The sequence below is a fragment of the Desulfosarcina sp. genome, assembly GCF_033791525.1.
Classification (GTDB): domain Bacteria; phylum Desulfobacterota; class Desulfobacteria; order Desulfobacterales; family Desulfosarcinaceae; genus Desulfosarcina.
Genome location: NZ_JASJGN010000168.1, coordinates 1 through 13148 on the forward strand (window position 1 = coordinate 1; position 13148 = coordinate 13148).

The window sequence follows — 13148 nt, forward strand, 5'->3', positions numbered from 1 at the left end:
GGTACCCAGCCGTGATCGTTACCAATCGACCTTCTTCGAGAAAAGTGAATCGTTCAGTTTGGGTAGATGTAACCTTGGCCACGATTAAGGCTCAAATTTAGAAACGCGCAAAAAGGGCTTACGGGTTTGAAACCTGTATGAGACGAACGACAGACAACACCTAACAAAGGCAATGAAACCATCGTGAAAATGCGAAAGATCACTTCCTTGACGGCCGGACTCTCATTTCTTCTGATGCTCTTGACCAGTGTAATTCTGTACATCGTACCTCAGGGGCGGGTGGCCTATTGGGCGGACTGGCGGCTGTGGGGGTTATCCAAGTCCGATTGGGGCAACATTCATATCAATATGGGTTTTGTTTTCCTTGCCGCTCTGTGTTTACACATCTATTACAACTGGAAAGCGATCACCTCTTACCTCAAGGACAGGACGCGCCGGATGAAGGTGTTCACCCCTGATTTCAACGTTGCGCTGATCGTTACGGTGATTGCTGCCCTGGGCACCTATTTTATGGTACCGCCCTTCAGCTGGGTGATCACACTGAGTGAAAAAATTAAAGACGGGGCCGCTGTGAAATACGGCGAGCCCCCCTACGGTCATGCCGAACTGTCATCGCTGAAGACGTTCACCCAGAAACTGGACCTGGATCTTGCCAAAAGCATGCATCTGCTCGACTTGGCCGGCTACGCGGCCGAAGACGATCAGGTTCCCCTGGCGGCACTGGCCAAACGCCACGGGGTTGCCCCCCAGCAACTTTACCAGACCATTCAGACGGCGCTGAAAAAAACGGCTGACGACGATGCCGGCGTTGGAAACCTTCCCGATTCCCCACCGCCTGGAACAGGCAATCTTCTGCTGGCCGATTTCTGCGCCCGCTACAACTTGAATCTCAAACAGATCCTCCGCGATCTGAATGCGCAGGACATTGCCGCTTCAGCCGACATGTCGTTCAAACAAATCGCTGCCGACAAGGGTCTCGGACCCACGGATCTATACGAAATAATCAAAACGCTGGCCAAACCGCTTTGATGCCGCACGCATGTGTTGCGCTCGCTCGCCCTTGGTGCCATGGCAGCGGCAACTTTCATATGCACGTTGCGGCATGAGGGGACGGACTTAGGTTGCAACCAGGGGAAGGCCCGCATTCGACCAAGCGAAAATCCCGCCGGCCAAGGACTTGACTCGCGAATAGCCCGCCTGGCGCAGAATGCTGGCGGCAATGTTAGAGCGATAGCCGCTGCCGCACTGCAGCACCATCTCTTCATCCTTTTGCGCATCGGGCAATTGGTCGGCGAGAATGTCGGACAGGGGCAAATGCTCCGCCCAATTGATCCGGCTGGCGCTCCATTCGGCCGGCGTGCGCACATCGATGATGCGGACATTGCTTTCTTCCAGACGTGCGGCCAGCTGGTGGGGAGATATCTGTTCCAGCTGGTCCACAGCCCGACCACTCATCAGCCAGGCCATGATACCGCCGGAGAGATAGCCGAAAATTAAATCGTATCCAATGCGATGCAGTTCGGTCACCATGCGGTCATAGTCACCTTGATCATCCACAACCAATAAAATTTCAGCAGTTGGATCCACCACCATGCCGACCCAGTTGGCCAACTGTTTTTCGAATCCGATATTTATGCTGCCAGGGATGTGAAAGCCGCCGAAGGCGGCCGAATCGCGAGCGTCGATGATGGTTGCCCCGTCGGCAACCATCTCTTCGAACTGCTTGGGGGTCAGTCTTTTGTCAATGGGACAGGCGTCCAGGGTGGCTGCACCTTCGAGGTTGGTCTGGATGATGTGGGAAAAACTTTTCGGCCGGACCGGAAACGCCGACATCACCTCCTTTTTGAATGCCTCGAAAGACTCGAACTGCAACATGGGGTTGGCCCGTCGCTCGTAGCCGAGGGTGGAACTCTTTTTCGCGCTCATGCCGCGTCCGCACAAGGATCCTTCACCGTGGGCCGGAAACACCTCCAGGTGATCCGGATAACCGGTCAGTTTAGCGTACAGGCTGTTGTACAAATTTTCCACCTGTTCATCCAGAATCTCTGCGCCGGGCAGGTCCGGCCGACCAATGTCGCCGACAAATAGCAGGTCGCCAGTCAGCAGCATCTGGGGGTCCTCTGATCGTGCTTTATCGGTGACCAGCAGGGAGACGGCGTTGGGGGTGTGTCCCGGGGTATGCAGGACTTCAATTTTTGCAGCCCCGAGCTCGAACACGTCCCCCTCCTTGAGCTCCTTGTGGCGATATTCCACCGGTGCGCTTTCATGGATGTATATGTCCGCCCCGGTAGCCAACCGCAGCTCCTGGTCCCCGCTGACGTGATCGGCGTGAACATGGGTATTGATTACATGGGTGATCTGCATCCCCTCTTCCCGGGCGATGGTCAGATAGTCCTGCACATCGCGTTTCGGATCCACGACGGCCATGATCTTGGCGCGCGGGCAACCGATGACATAGGAGAGACAACCTAAGCCGGGTACGGCAATTTGATTGAAATACATGCAAGACTCCTTTTGTTCATAGTAACCGTTTTTTGGGCCGGGCCGGCTTAACCAGCCGTTGGAGATCAGCCCGCTTCCGGTTGATCATTGCGGTCTGATCCCCAACCAATTTCACGCGGGGTTGGTTAGTCGAAGGCCATATCTGTTTTCCACACTTTCCAGACGTTACCGACCAAATCCGGTCCCGGTTTGAGCGTCAGCTTGCCGGGCCGCCAGCCGGAAGGCGTCGCTTCGGCGCCCTTGGTTTTCCTGACCAGCTGGAAGGCCTGAACCTGGCGGAGAGATTCCTGGACGTTGCGGCCCACCGGTGGTGTCAACACCTCGTAACCCTGGACCACGCCATCCGGGTCGATAATGAAACGGCCACGGTTTTCCACACCGGCACCCTCGTTATACACCCCGAACAATTTCCCCACCTTTCCGCCCGCATCGGACAACATGGGAAACGGAACTCCGCCATCGACCATTTTACTCAATTCGTGGTCGTCCCACATTTTATGAACGAACATGCTGTCGATGCTCATGGAAAGTAACTCCACGCCCAGTTTCTGGAATTCAGGATATTTTTCGGCGACCGCCGAAATCTCGGTCGCTCATACAAAGGTGAAATCGCCGGGGTAAAAGCAGAGCAAGACCCATTTGCCCAGATAGTCGGACAGTTTGACGTTAATGAATTTTCCCTTTTGATATCCTGGTGCCACAAAGTCCGGTGCTTTTTCGCCTACATGAATCATTTGCATCTCCTCCTTGATTGGTGCCGTTGTCTCCTTTGCGGTCTCCGGGGCCGCCTCTCCAACCGGTCCTCCAGTGGGTCGGGCACACCCGACCGGCAGCTCTTCTGCCATGCGATTCTCCTTTCGTTGATGGTTTTTGTGGGAATATGCTCTTTTTAGTAGCCAGATTTAACCCGGATGTCAAACGACAAAACCACATCCGCTGGTATCCGAAAAAATGCCCGGACACCCACCCCACACCCAAAGAATGATGGGAGGATGACCGGGCAAGAGGTTCAGGCCGCCGCCGGATTACTTTTCGGCTTTATAGCCCATGGGCAGCTTCTTGAATCGGCCGCCGGTGATAATCGGGTCGCCTTTATAGCCCAAGGCTTTGAAGTCGATATAATCCGTAGTACCCACCAGGTGGCTCACATCACGACCCTTGGAGGCCATGTAGGAAAAATCGGTACCCCTGTGAGCGATGGTCTTGAAATCCACATTTCGGCTATCCTGGTGGCAGCGGTTGCAAGTTCGTTCACCCTTGAGGCTGTCGTGACACTGCACGCAGGAGAGCGCCGATTCCGCGGGCATGACCTCGTGTTCGACGCCCCAGTACATATTTGTGGTAATCCATTCGTACTTGCCGCTGTATTTCATATCTGCCGCCTTCATGCCGTCCACAAAGGCTTTTTGCCAGTCACGATGCTTCCAGTAGGCCGTCTTGTCCTCCTTGTTTCGGGGGAACAGATGAGGGATGAGCAGGTGTTTGTACTCGGTGTCGACGGCCTGAACCCCTTTCATGATTTTGAACGGCGAGATTTTGGAGTTGGGATCATTGATCGATCCAACGGGTTCGGAGATGTTGAACTCGGCCTGGGTCAGGTCCAGCTGATCTCCCAGGAAAACCCGCTTCATGAATCCCCCGTACCACGCATAGACCGGCTTGGCCGACTCCTTCCAGAGAAACTCGCCCTTTTTCCAATTGTAGTCCGGCATGCCGTACTTGTCTTTCTTCGGCTTGCGTTCCTTGTCACCCGCCTTGGACCAGTCCCAGAAGGTCTTGGTGGGCTTGCACTTGGCGTATACCGGCGCATGACAGGTGGTGCAGGCGATTGTGTCGCTGTGCTTGTTCAGATGGTGATCCAGCAGGTGCTCTCCGTAGTGCGGTGTCTCCGAGTGGCAGTTGGTGCAAGACATGCTGCCTTCCACCACGGGAACCGAAGAACTGCGCCCGGCAATCTTGTGGTTGCGGGTGCGGTGGCACTCCGAGCATTGGAAATCGAAACCGCCCATGTGGACGTCGCAGTTGCGCTCTGGGTGCAGGAGCTGGCGGGAGAGATCGGCGTGCTTGACCGCTTCGCCGCCGCCGCCGTTGAAGTGACAATCCCCACAGGTTTTGCGGGATGTGCGACCTACGCTTTTGGCCACCGCCACCAGATCCACGTCGGGATCGGGCATGCCGGCGGCAGTTGGGGTTTTCTTGTAGGTGCCTGTGCGATCATGGCACACCAGGCAGTCGATCTTGGTCATATCGGTAAAATCAAAATTTGCGTCTTTCCATCCATAACCGGCGTGACAACTGGTGCAACGAGCCTCGTTGCTGATGATGCTGATTCAGAAGTTGTTCGTGGCAATGGTGGCTTTACCGAGCTCGACCTCCTTTCTATGATTAAGGGTGTATGGAGAAGGCCCCTTCCACAGCCAGTGGGCCGACTTGAGCATATCCTCGCCGGCCGGTGTGTGGCAGCGCAGGCATTCGCTGGTGACCTGGGTGGGTTCGGGATTGGCCGCCAGCTGAATGTGCTCCTTGTGGTCGGGCACGTTTTTGCGGTGGCAACCGGCGCAGTCGATGGGGCCCTTGTTCATTTCTTGATGGCACCCCATGCACTGCTGATGGTAGGCCGCCTTGAGGCCCAGCCGTTCGGGGTGATCCATGTTGAATGGTTCCTGGTGGCAGGCCGAGCAGCGGGCGGTTTCCGATGCTACTTCGTCCAGGGGCCGGTAGTGGTGGCACAGGGCGCAATCCCTGGTGACCACGGCATGTTTGGAATGCATGAAGCGCACCGGTCCGTAGTGATCCTCGGTTTTTCGGATGATGGGGCTGTCGAGCAGAAAGTACCTTTCTGTCTGATCATTGACGCTCAAACCCATATCCCGGAGCCGCTGCTGCCGGCACAGCCGGCATTCGTCCATCACCGCTTCGACAAAAGGCACGAGCTCCTCGGCCCGTTTTTTGGCCGCCTCCTGGTCGGGCGCGGTCCAAACCACCGGAGCCGCTGCCGCCGCTTCATCCGGCGACGGGTTGGCCGCCAGGGCCGGACTGCAGCAAAGCATCCCGGTCAGGGCGGCGGTGACGATCAAAAGAACACCCGGTCCTGTTCTGGTCATGCAGACACCTCCTGTTCCGGTTTGTTGAGCACCGGTAAATAGGTTACGATGAAGCGATAGACGAACATCAGCGCCGCGATCAGCCCAACGGTGACCAACACCTCGCCGATGGCCGGAAAATAATTAGCTTCGCTGATGGGGGGACGATATCCCACGACAAACACGTTGATCCGATTGATCAGAACGCCGCCCACAATCATCGTGCAGGCAATGAACAATGCCTGGCGCGACCGGCGCAGTTGCGGCGACAGCAGCATCAGCCAGGGCACGATCACACCCAAGAGCACTTCGATGATGAAGGCATTGGTCTGGGCCGTGCCGTCCAGCAAATACACATAGGTGCCGCGAACCACCATGTCGCCCACCTTCAGCGCCAGGTAGAGTCCCAGCAAAAAAATGGTGATGCGGGTCAGCGGGGTGAGGATTTTCATCTCCCCGTCAAGCTTCAAAGACGTGGTGGCCAGCGTTGCCTCGAACACCACCATGGGATAGCCCACGGCAATGGCCGAAACCAGGAAAAGCAACGGCAGCATGGGCGTGTACCACAGCGGGTGCAGCTTGGTGGGGGCAATCAGCATCAGCGACCCCAGGCTGGACTGGTGCATGCAGGAAAGCACCACGCCGGCAATGATGAAAATCCACATGATCCGGGGCAGGATGGTGTCGGCCAGCTTGAGCAGCCCGTCAACCGGCCCATTGAGGACGGCCAGCGGCCCGGGCAGGTTCACCCGGCCTTTGAACCGCTCCACCACGATGGGAAGAAACTCGAGGTAGAGCACGTTGAGGTAAAGCATGACGCACATGGCCACTTCAAAAAGAACGGATGTGGGGTTCCAATACAACAAGGGCTTCCAGATCGCCCAGGAGCGGCCGATATCCACCAGCAGCCCCAACACCACAAATGTATAGCCGAGTACGGCTGTGAGCAGGGCCGGCCGAACCACCGCCTCATAATAATGCCGCCCGATGATATGGGCCAAAAACGCCGTGGTGAAGCCACCGGCGGCCAAAGCCACCCCCGAGGCCACATCAACCCCGATCCACAATCCCCAGGGCCGTGCGGTGGTCAGATTGGAGACGTAGCCGATGCCACCGATGAATCGGGCCGCGATGGCTGCCGCACCGGCCGCCATGAGAACAGCCAGCACAACCACTCCGGGAGTCCAGAATTTCGCCTTGACAGGCGCTGCGTAATGGGTCATTGACCGCCTCCTTCTTTGCCATTGTCGGCCCGATCACCCTTGTCCTTCGAGGCCCACATGACGCCGCCGAGCATGCCGAACAGCACGATGGGGGACCACAGGTAACTGAACAGGGAATGTTGAATACTTTCGGCCAGCCGGGGCATGGGCGTTTCCGGCAGCGCGTTGAAACCTATTTTTTCAAAAGGCACCCCGGACAGGTACATCCAACTGGTGCCGCCCACCTCCTTTTCGCCGTATATATGATCGATGTAGCGCCCCGGGTTCTTTTTAATGCGCTGCCGGGCACCGTCGATCAGGTCGTTTCTGCGTCCGAAGGTGATGGCCTCAACCGGGCAGATTTCCACACATCCGGGAAGCTTGTTTTCAGCCTGTACCCGTTCATAACAGAAGGTGCACTTCATCACCCGCGGCGTAATGGGATCGTGGTACTCGTATGCCGGGATCTCGAATGGACAGGCCACCATGCAGTAGCGGCAGCCGATGCATTTGGTGACATCGTAATGGACCGTGCCATTGTCTTTTTTGGTCAAGGCACCGACAATGCAGGCGGAGGCGCATGCCGGGTCCTGGCAGTGCATGCATTGCAGCTTGACGAAGGTGGGGACCAGCTGGTCCCGTTCATCAATCTCTCCCGAGACATAACGGTTGATCACCGTGTAGGACCGTTCATCCGGCCGGCGCTTTTTATCGAGAAGCGTGAGATCTTCAAAGGCTCGGTCCGGCGGGGGCAATTCGTTGACCCGGTTGCAGGCTTCCTCGCATTTGCGGCAGCCGATGCACCGGGTCAGGTCCACCAGACAACCGACCGGATCGGAAGGCGCTCTGGATTGCCAGGCATGGGCTGTGCCACCTGATCCGGCCACCGCAGCGCCCGCTGCGGTCACAAATTTGAAAAAATCACGTCTGTTCAACCCCATAGACCCTCCTTGATTCACGTTAGCAGTGACTGATACCCGCCACCGGCGTCCTCTTGTCGCTTTTTTTCAAAACCGCCGGATCACCTTTTGGTTACCCGGATGCGATAGTCTATATTGGTTTGAAATACGTCAAAATCCACCTCCGCCTGGCTGCTGAGGAGCTGCTGCAAATTTCCGACGACATCCGCATCGTTGATCGTGGCCAGCATGTCGTCCCCCGGCTGCATGTCGTATACGGCCTGGTTAAATTTGAGGACATTCACCGGCCAGGGAAGGTTCTCAAGATTGATATGAAGATGCCGGCCCATGGTGCTTGATTTCCCTGGTCTTGGGTTCGGATTGCCACAACCCTGTTTTTCCGGATCAATAGAATAACAAAAAGCGTGCCGCTTCCCACCCTTTTTGCTTATTATGATATCTATCTGTTATTTCTATTAAAAATTCGATGCCGAAAGAATGGCATAAAAAAGTGTTTAAACACTGTTTAAACATATGATAAGAATTTAAACACCTGTTTAAGCACTGTAGCAGATCGCCGGAAGACAATCACACCAAACGCGGGAAAGGACACCAAGGTATGGCGATTAAAGATATCAATCGGCACTGGGAACGTGTGATCAACACCATGAATGAAGCGCTGCTCATCATCAGCGAGAAGGGCCGAATCCTGTCGGTCAACCGGTCCTTCGAAGAAATGACCGGGTACACTGCTAATGAAGTGTCCGGTCAACCGTGTACGGTGCTGGCGTGCCAGGCCTGTGAAATGGCCATCAACAGCCATGGTGAAGGATGGTGCAAGCTGTTCGAACCCGACCAACCGGAAATGCGCCGCTGCCGCTGCACCATCAAAAAAAAGGACGGCACCTTTTTACCGGCGCTGAAAAACGCCTCGGTCCTTAGAGATGAGGACGGAACGCTGCTGGGGGCAGTGGAGACCCTGACCGATTTGAGTGAAATCGACCGGCTGGATCGAAAGGTTGAGACCCTCTCCCGCCAATTGGACGATAACAGCGGTTTCGGAGGGATCATCGGCAACAGCGAGGAAATGAGGGCGGTCTTCGCGATCATCGAAAAGGCGGCGATCAGTGACGCACCAATTATCATTTTCGGAGAGAGCGGCACCGGAAAAGAATTGGTCGCCAGAGCCATCCACGACCGCGGAAAACGAAACGACGGCCCCTACGTACAGCTCAACTGCGCGGCCCTCAACGAATCCTTGCTGGAAAGCGAACTGTTCGGCCATGTGAAGGGATCGTTCACCGGTGCTTTCCGGGACCGGACCGGTCGCTTCGAATCGGCCAGCGGAGGAGACCTGTTTCTGGACGAAATCGGGGACATTCCCCTCTCTATCCAAATCAAGCTGCTGCGGGTGCTGGAGACCGGTCAGTTCGAACGGGTGGGAGAAAACATCTCCGTTTCGGTGGATGTAAGGATCATCACGGCCACCAATCGGAATCTATTGGAGCTTATCGAGCAGAAGCGCTTCAGGGAAGACCTGTATTTTCGCATCAATGTGATTCCCATCCATCTGCCTCCGCTTCGAAATCGTAAAGATGACATCCCCCTGCTGGTCAATACATTCATCGATCGGCTGGAAATACGGACCGGCAAACCGATCCGGGGGCTGACCCGTGAAGCCTTGAACCGGTTCATGGCTTACCGGTGGCCGGGAAACGTCAGAGAGATGAAAAGCGCACTTGAGTATGCGTTTACCGTTGCGGACAAGGATACCATCGACATCGATCACCTGCCGCCCCAGATGCTGACCCATACTAACCCGTCCGCATCGGTACCCGAAGCGGCCTTCCGTGAAACCGGCAGCAATGAACGGCAGCAGCTCATCGAGGCCCTTCGCGCTGCAGCCGGCAATCAGAGCCAGGCGGCTCGGATGTTAGGGATCAACCGGGTAACCGTTTGGAATCGTATGCGAAAATATGGGATCAACCTGAAACGTGAAATTGAACGATAAGGCTCGAGGAGAGGCGTTAAACCGCAGAAACTGAAGTCGTGCAAATGCGATCAAGCGGAAAACGGCGCCACGGTCACTCTTCCAGCGCCTTTAAAAATTCTTCCTGCGGAACATCTTGGCCGGTCCACAGCAGGAAGGTCCGTCGGGCCTGGTAGGCCAGGGCGGAAAGCCCGTCCATAAAACGGATGCCGCGCTTTTCCGCCATGGATTGCCAGATATTCTCCCGGCGGCCGTAATTGAGATCGAACACCAGCTGGCACCCGTTGCTCTTGATGCTGTCGATAATGCCGGTCAACTCGCTGGATTCATCGCGGCTGGAAATGGATGTGGCATTGACAATGAGATCCGCGTCGATGGGAAATTCAGCAAGATCCTTCAGCGACCATGGTGTACAGCTGAAATGACCGGCCAGGCGGCAGGTTTTTTGATTGTCACGGCCGGCCACGACAACCGATTCGGCCCGCAGCCAGTTGAGAATGAACACCACGGCGCGTGCTACACCGCCCGTGCCGATCACCAACGCCTTTTTTCCGGCAATGTCGAATTTCACCTCGTTGAGGGCATCCATGATGCCAATGGCGTTGGTGTTGTAGCCTTTGAGTTGTCCCCCCTTGCAGACGATGGTGTTCACGGCTCCGATGATATTGGCCCCCTCGGAAAGCACATCCAGGTAGGGCAACACCTTTTCCTTGAATGGCGCGGTAATGTTGGCTCCCGCAATGTTGAGCACCCGGAGGCCCTCCAGTGCCTTGCCGATATTGCCATCCTCGACCATAAAGGGCACATAGGCCCCTTTGATGCCTGTCCGACCGAGCACCGTGGTAAAGATCGCCGGCGACCGCGATCTAAACACCCGCTGATCGCTGATGATACAAAATACCTTTGTCTGGAATGCGAATGCCGCGTCAAGAAGACCTGAAGGCTGATTCATCTGACTGGGTCTCGGTTGCTGACGATCAAAGCACCGCCGAAAAAAACGGCCGCCGCATTGATCTGGGTCTGTGTGTCCAATGGATCGCAGGATTAAAGTGACGGCTCGAAACGCCCGTGGTTCATGTAGAGAAGGCTTCCGAATCCAACGCACCCATACCCCAATTGATTCCACCGCTGCGCCTGTTGCGGAAAACACAGCCACATCTCTTGCATTTTGTTCAGGTGCGCGGATCCGGAAGCAACCCGCGGACGACCGGCGACCCTACCCCTTTAGGGTCGATGTGGCACGTGCACGGGATGCGGGCTTTCCGGCGGCGGCTGGATGAATCGGTGGTTCGTTCGATACGGCCAACCACTGCCGGCAACCCGTTTCGCCCAAGACAAGGCTACATGTTCAGCAACCCCTTCAGGCTTTCAGTGATCTCTTCTGCGGAGGCCGGTTTGGGAAGATAGTCGTCGGCTTCCATGCTCATGCCGTCATAATGGGAGTATCGGGTGGAAGAGACGTGGGATGCCACGGCGGTAAGCATCACGATGGGAATATCGGCGTATTTTTCATTTCCCTTTAACTCCCTGCACACCGCGTATCCGTCTTTTTCCGGCATCATCACATCCAGAACAATGGCATCCGGTGGATTGGCTTTCACTTTCTCCAACCCTTGCACGCCATCATAAGCCACCTCCACATCGAAGCCTTCCTTTTCCAGGTTCCCCTGAACGATGGAACAGAAATCGGGCTCGTCGTCCACCACTAGGATTCGTTTTTTGTCACTCATTGAAATTCTCCTTTATACCAAGCTGATTGTTGATAAATCAGCAGCCTGAGCTTGTTTAAATGACCGGGCGGGGTCGGGGATGTCGGTGGCGATTAAATCTCCCCCGACCCCGCAATTCCGGCTAAATCGGGTCAATCTACCTGGGGCCTGGGCAACACCTTTGCCCGTTCGGCGATTTCGGGGACTTTGTGCTCCCATTCGATGGCCATGAGATGAACACCGGCAACCCCTTCCATCTCCTTGAACTCTTCGATCTGCTCGATAGCGAACTTGATGCCCTCTTCGGCCTGCTTGCCCTTGCCTGCACCCTTTAACCGTTCAATCAATTCTTCAGGGACATCCATACCGGGAACCATTTTTGCCATATACTGCGCCATACGTGCGCTTTTCATCGGTGTGACGCCGGCGAGAAGATAGGTCTTTTCCGTCAGTCCCATGTCTACGGCTTTTTTCATGAAATCTCTGAACCGGGGCATGTTGTAGATGCACTGGGTCTGGATAAAATCGGCCCCAGCATCGATCTTGTTGGCCAGGCGGTAGATCCGGTATTCATGCGGGTCACCGAAAGGATTGGCGGCAGCCCCGATAAACATCTTGGGCGGTACGTCAATATCATCTTCATTGAGGAATTTGCCTTCGTCACGCATTTTCTTGACCAACGCGATGAGTTGCATGGAATCGATGTCGTAAACGTTCTTGGACTGCGGGTGGTTGCCGAACTTCTGGTGGTCGCCGGAGAGGCAGAGCATGTTTTTTATTCCCAGGGAGTAAACCCCAAGCACGTCTGCCATAATGGCCAGGCGATTGCGATCCCGACAGACCATCTGAAAGTTGGGTTCGATGCCGTTGGCCACCATGATGGCCGAGGCCGCCGCACTGGACATGCGCACCACGGCGGTCTGGTTGTCAGTGACATTCACCGCATCTACCACGCCCCGCAGGTGCTCGAATTTTTCTTTGAGATGTTCCACATTGGCACCCTTGGGCGGTCCACATTCACCGGTAAAGGCAAAGTGGCCTGCCTTGAGCACCTTCTCCAGATTACTTCCTGATTTCAGACCGTTATTGCTCATTGCACCAACTCCTCCCTTATGCTTTTACGGGGACCGCCGTCCCTTGCCGTCGTCCAGTTTTTTGGCGCCCGAATGATTCGAAGATCCTCAAGCCGCCCCTGCTCTATTTTCTTTTTGACGATGGTATCCCAGATGCACTCCACATCCTTGGCGATTTCGCATTTACCGTCGGCGCTACCGCCACAGGGACCGTGCTGGATGCTTTTCGAACAACGGGCGATGGGGCACAACCCGTCGTAATTGTGAATCACGCAAGTCCCGCAGCCGGCGCAGCGTTCCTCCCAGATACCATGTTGAACCGCGCCGCCGAAGAACTTGGTATCCACCGCCGGGAAGAACTTCTGGCTGGGATAGGCCTCGGAGAGAAACTGGGGGCCAACGCCACAAGCCATGGAAAGGACGGCATCGTACTGGTCATAGATGTCCCGGATCTGCTCCACATATTCAGGATCGCACTGGCGCTCCAGCGTTTTTTCGTCGATTTCGATGGGGTTGCCGTCTTTCTTGCGCGCGATTTTCAGGGTGGCGGCCAGAATGCCCACTTCCTTGGCCCCGCCCACGTTGCAGACGGTCACACACCCCTTGCACCCCACAAGAAGGATTTTCTTATACGCCTTGATCATGTCCTGTATCTCTTCCAGAGATTTTCGATCCGCAATTATCATTGGT

The 13148-nt window shown here is 55.7% G+C and carries 12 protein-coding genes; 2 read left to right on the forward strand and 10 right to left on the reverse strand.

Features of this window, described 5'->3' with window-relative positions:
- The first annotated feature begins 189 nt into the window (after positions 1-189).
- Positions 190-1029, forward strand: coding sequence for a DUF4405 domain-containing protein (locus QNK41_RS08065; RefSeq protein ID WP_319255593.1), 840 nt, complete (start codon positions 190-192; stop codon positions 1027-1029).
- Positions 1030-1116: 87 nt separating this feature from the next.
- Here the strand turns inward: QNK41_RS08065 and QNK41_RS08070 are convergent, their stop codons facing one another.
- The 6 genes from QNK41_RS08070 to QNK41_RS08095 all read right to left on the reverse strand — a co-directional run bounded on the left by QNK41_RS08070 (position 1117) and on the right by QNK41_RS08095 (position 8036).
- Positions 1117-2502, reverse strand: a complete 1386-nt coding sequence (locus QNK41_RS08070; RefSeq protein ID WP_319255550.1) for an MBL fold metallo-hydrolase — start codon at positions 2500-2502, stop codon at positions 1117-1119.
- Between the two features lie 125 nt (positions 2503-2627).
- The gene (gene prxU, locus QNK41_RS08075; RefSeq protein WP_319255552.1) at positions 2628-3347 is read right to left on the reverse strand and encodes a thioredoxin-dependent peroxiredoxin; all 720 of its coding nucleotides are present in this window, start codon (positions 3345-3347) and stop codon (positions 2628-2630) included.
- A 180-nt stretch (positions 3348-3527) separates the two neighbouring features.
- Positions 3528-5606 carry a tetrathionate reductase family octaheme c-type cytochrome gene (locus QNK41_RS08080; RefSeq protein WP_319255554.1) on the reverse strand — a complete coding sequence of 693 codons (2079 nt, stop codon included), beginning with the start codon at positions 5604-5606 and terminating at the stop codon, positions 3528-3530.
- Positions 5603-6808, reverse strand: a complete 1206-nt coding sequence (gene nrfD, locus QNK41_RS08085; RefSeq protein ID WP_319255556.1) for an NrfD/PsrC family molybdoenzyme membrane anchor subunit — start codon at positions 6806-6808, stop codon at positions 5603-5605. The genes QNK41_RS08080 and nrfD overlap by 4 nt, the downstream gene beginning before the upstream one ends.
- Positions 6805-7728 carry a hydrogenase 2 operon protein HybA gene (gene hybA, locus QNK41_RS08090; protein WP_319255558.1) on the reverse strand — a complete coding sequence of 308 codons (924 nt, stop codon included), beginning with the start codon at positions 7726-7728 and terminating at the stop codon, positions 6805-6807. Before hybA ends, nrfD begins: the two co-directional genes overlap by 4 nt.
- 80 nt (positions 7729-7808) lie before the next feature.
- Complete coding sequence (locus QNK41_RS08095) at positions 7809-8036, reverse strand: hypothetical protein (protein ID WP_319255560.1); 228 nt, start codon at positions 8034-8036, stop codon at positions 7809-7811.
- A gap of 269 nt (positions 8037-8305) precedes the next feature.
- On the opposite strand from QNK41_RS08095, the gene QNK41_RS08100 reads away from it, so the two are divergent.
- Positions 8306-9697: a sigma-54 interaction domain-containing protein gene (locus tag QNK41_RS08100; RefSeq protein WP_319255563.1), complete on the forward strand. Its 1392-nt coding sequence runs from the start codon at positions 8306-8308 to the stop codon at positions 9695-9697.
- Positions 9698-9770: 73 nt separating this feature from the next.
- On the opposite strand, the gene QNK41_RS08105 is transcribed toward QNK41_RS08100, so the two are convergent.
- From QNK41_RS08105 to QNK41_RS08120, 4 genes are all read right to left on the reverse strand, one after another.
- On the reverse strand, positions 9771-10628 hold the full coding sequence (locus QNK41_RS08105; protein WP_319255565.1) for a shikimate dehydrogenase: 858 nt from the start codon (positions 10626-10628) through the stop codon (positions 9771-9773).
- A 388-nt stretch (positions 10629-11016) separates the two neighbouring features.
- Positions 11017-11406, reverse strand: a complete 390-nt coding sequence (locus QNK41_RS08110) for a response regulator (protein ID WP_319255567.1) — start codon at positions 11404-11406, stop codon at positions 11017-11019.
- Positions 11407-11537: 131 nt separating this feature from the next.
- The gene (locus tag QNK41_RS08115; protein WP_319255569.1) at positions 11538-12479 is read right to left on the reverse strand and encodes a methylenetetrahydrofolate reductase; all 942 of its coding nucleotides are present in this window, start codon (positions 12477-12479) and stop codon (positions 11538-11540) included.
- Positions 12476-13144, reverse strand: a complete 669-nt coding sequence (locus QNK41_RS08120; protein ID WP_319255571.1) for a methylenetetrahydrofolate reductase C-terminal domain-containing protein — start codon at positions 13142-13144, stop codon at positions 12476-12478. The genes QNK41_RS08115 and QNK41_RS08120 overlap by 4 nt, the downstream gene beginning before the upstream one ends.
- Between the last annotated feature and the right edge of the window lie 4 nt (positions 13145-13148).

Bases quoted from the DNA above. Each gene is read 5' to 3' on its own strand.
- QNK41_RS08065 (WP_319255593.1), top strand. From the start codon at position 190: ATGCGAAAGATCACTTCCTTGACGGCCGGACTCTCATTTCTTCTGATG.
- QNK41_RS08070 (WP_319255550.1), bottom strand. From the start codon at position 2,502: ATGTATTTCAATCAAATTGCCGTACCCGGCTTAGGTTGTCTCTCCTAT.
- nrfD (WP_319255556.1), bottom strand. From the start codon at position 6,808: ATGACCCATTACGCAGCGCCTGTCAAGGCGAAATTCTGGACTCCCGGA.
- hybA (WP_319255558.1), bottom strand. From the start codon at position 7,728: ATGGGGTTGAACAGACGTGATTTTTTCAAATTTGTGACCGCAGCGGGC.
- QNK41_RS08095 (WP_319255560.1), bottom strand. From the start codon at position 8,036: ATGGGCCGGCATCTTCATATCAATCTTGAGAACCTTCCCTGGCCGGTG.
- QNK41_RS08100 (WP_319255563.1), top strand. From the start codon at position 8,306: ATGGCGATTAAAGATATCAATCGGCACTGGGAACGTGTGATCAACACC.
- QNK41_RS08105 (WP_319255565.1), bottom strand. From the start codon at position 10,628: ATGAATCAGCCTTCAGGTCTTCTTGACGCGGCATTCGCATTCCAGACA.
- QNK41_RS08110 (WP_319255567.1), bottom strand. From the start codon at position 11,406: ATGAGTGACAAAAAACGAATCCTAGTGGTGGACGACGAGCCCGATTTC.
- QNK41_RS08115 (WP_319255569.1), bottom strand. From the start codon at position 12,479: ATGAGCAATAACGGTCTGAAATCAGGAAGTAATCTGGAGAAGGTGCTC.
- QNK41_RS08120 (WP_319255571.1), bottom strand. From the start codon at position 13,144: ATGATAATTGCGGATCGAAAATCTCTGGAAGAGATACAGGACATGATC.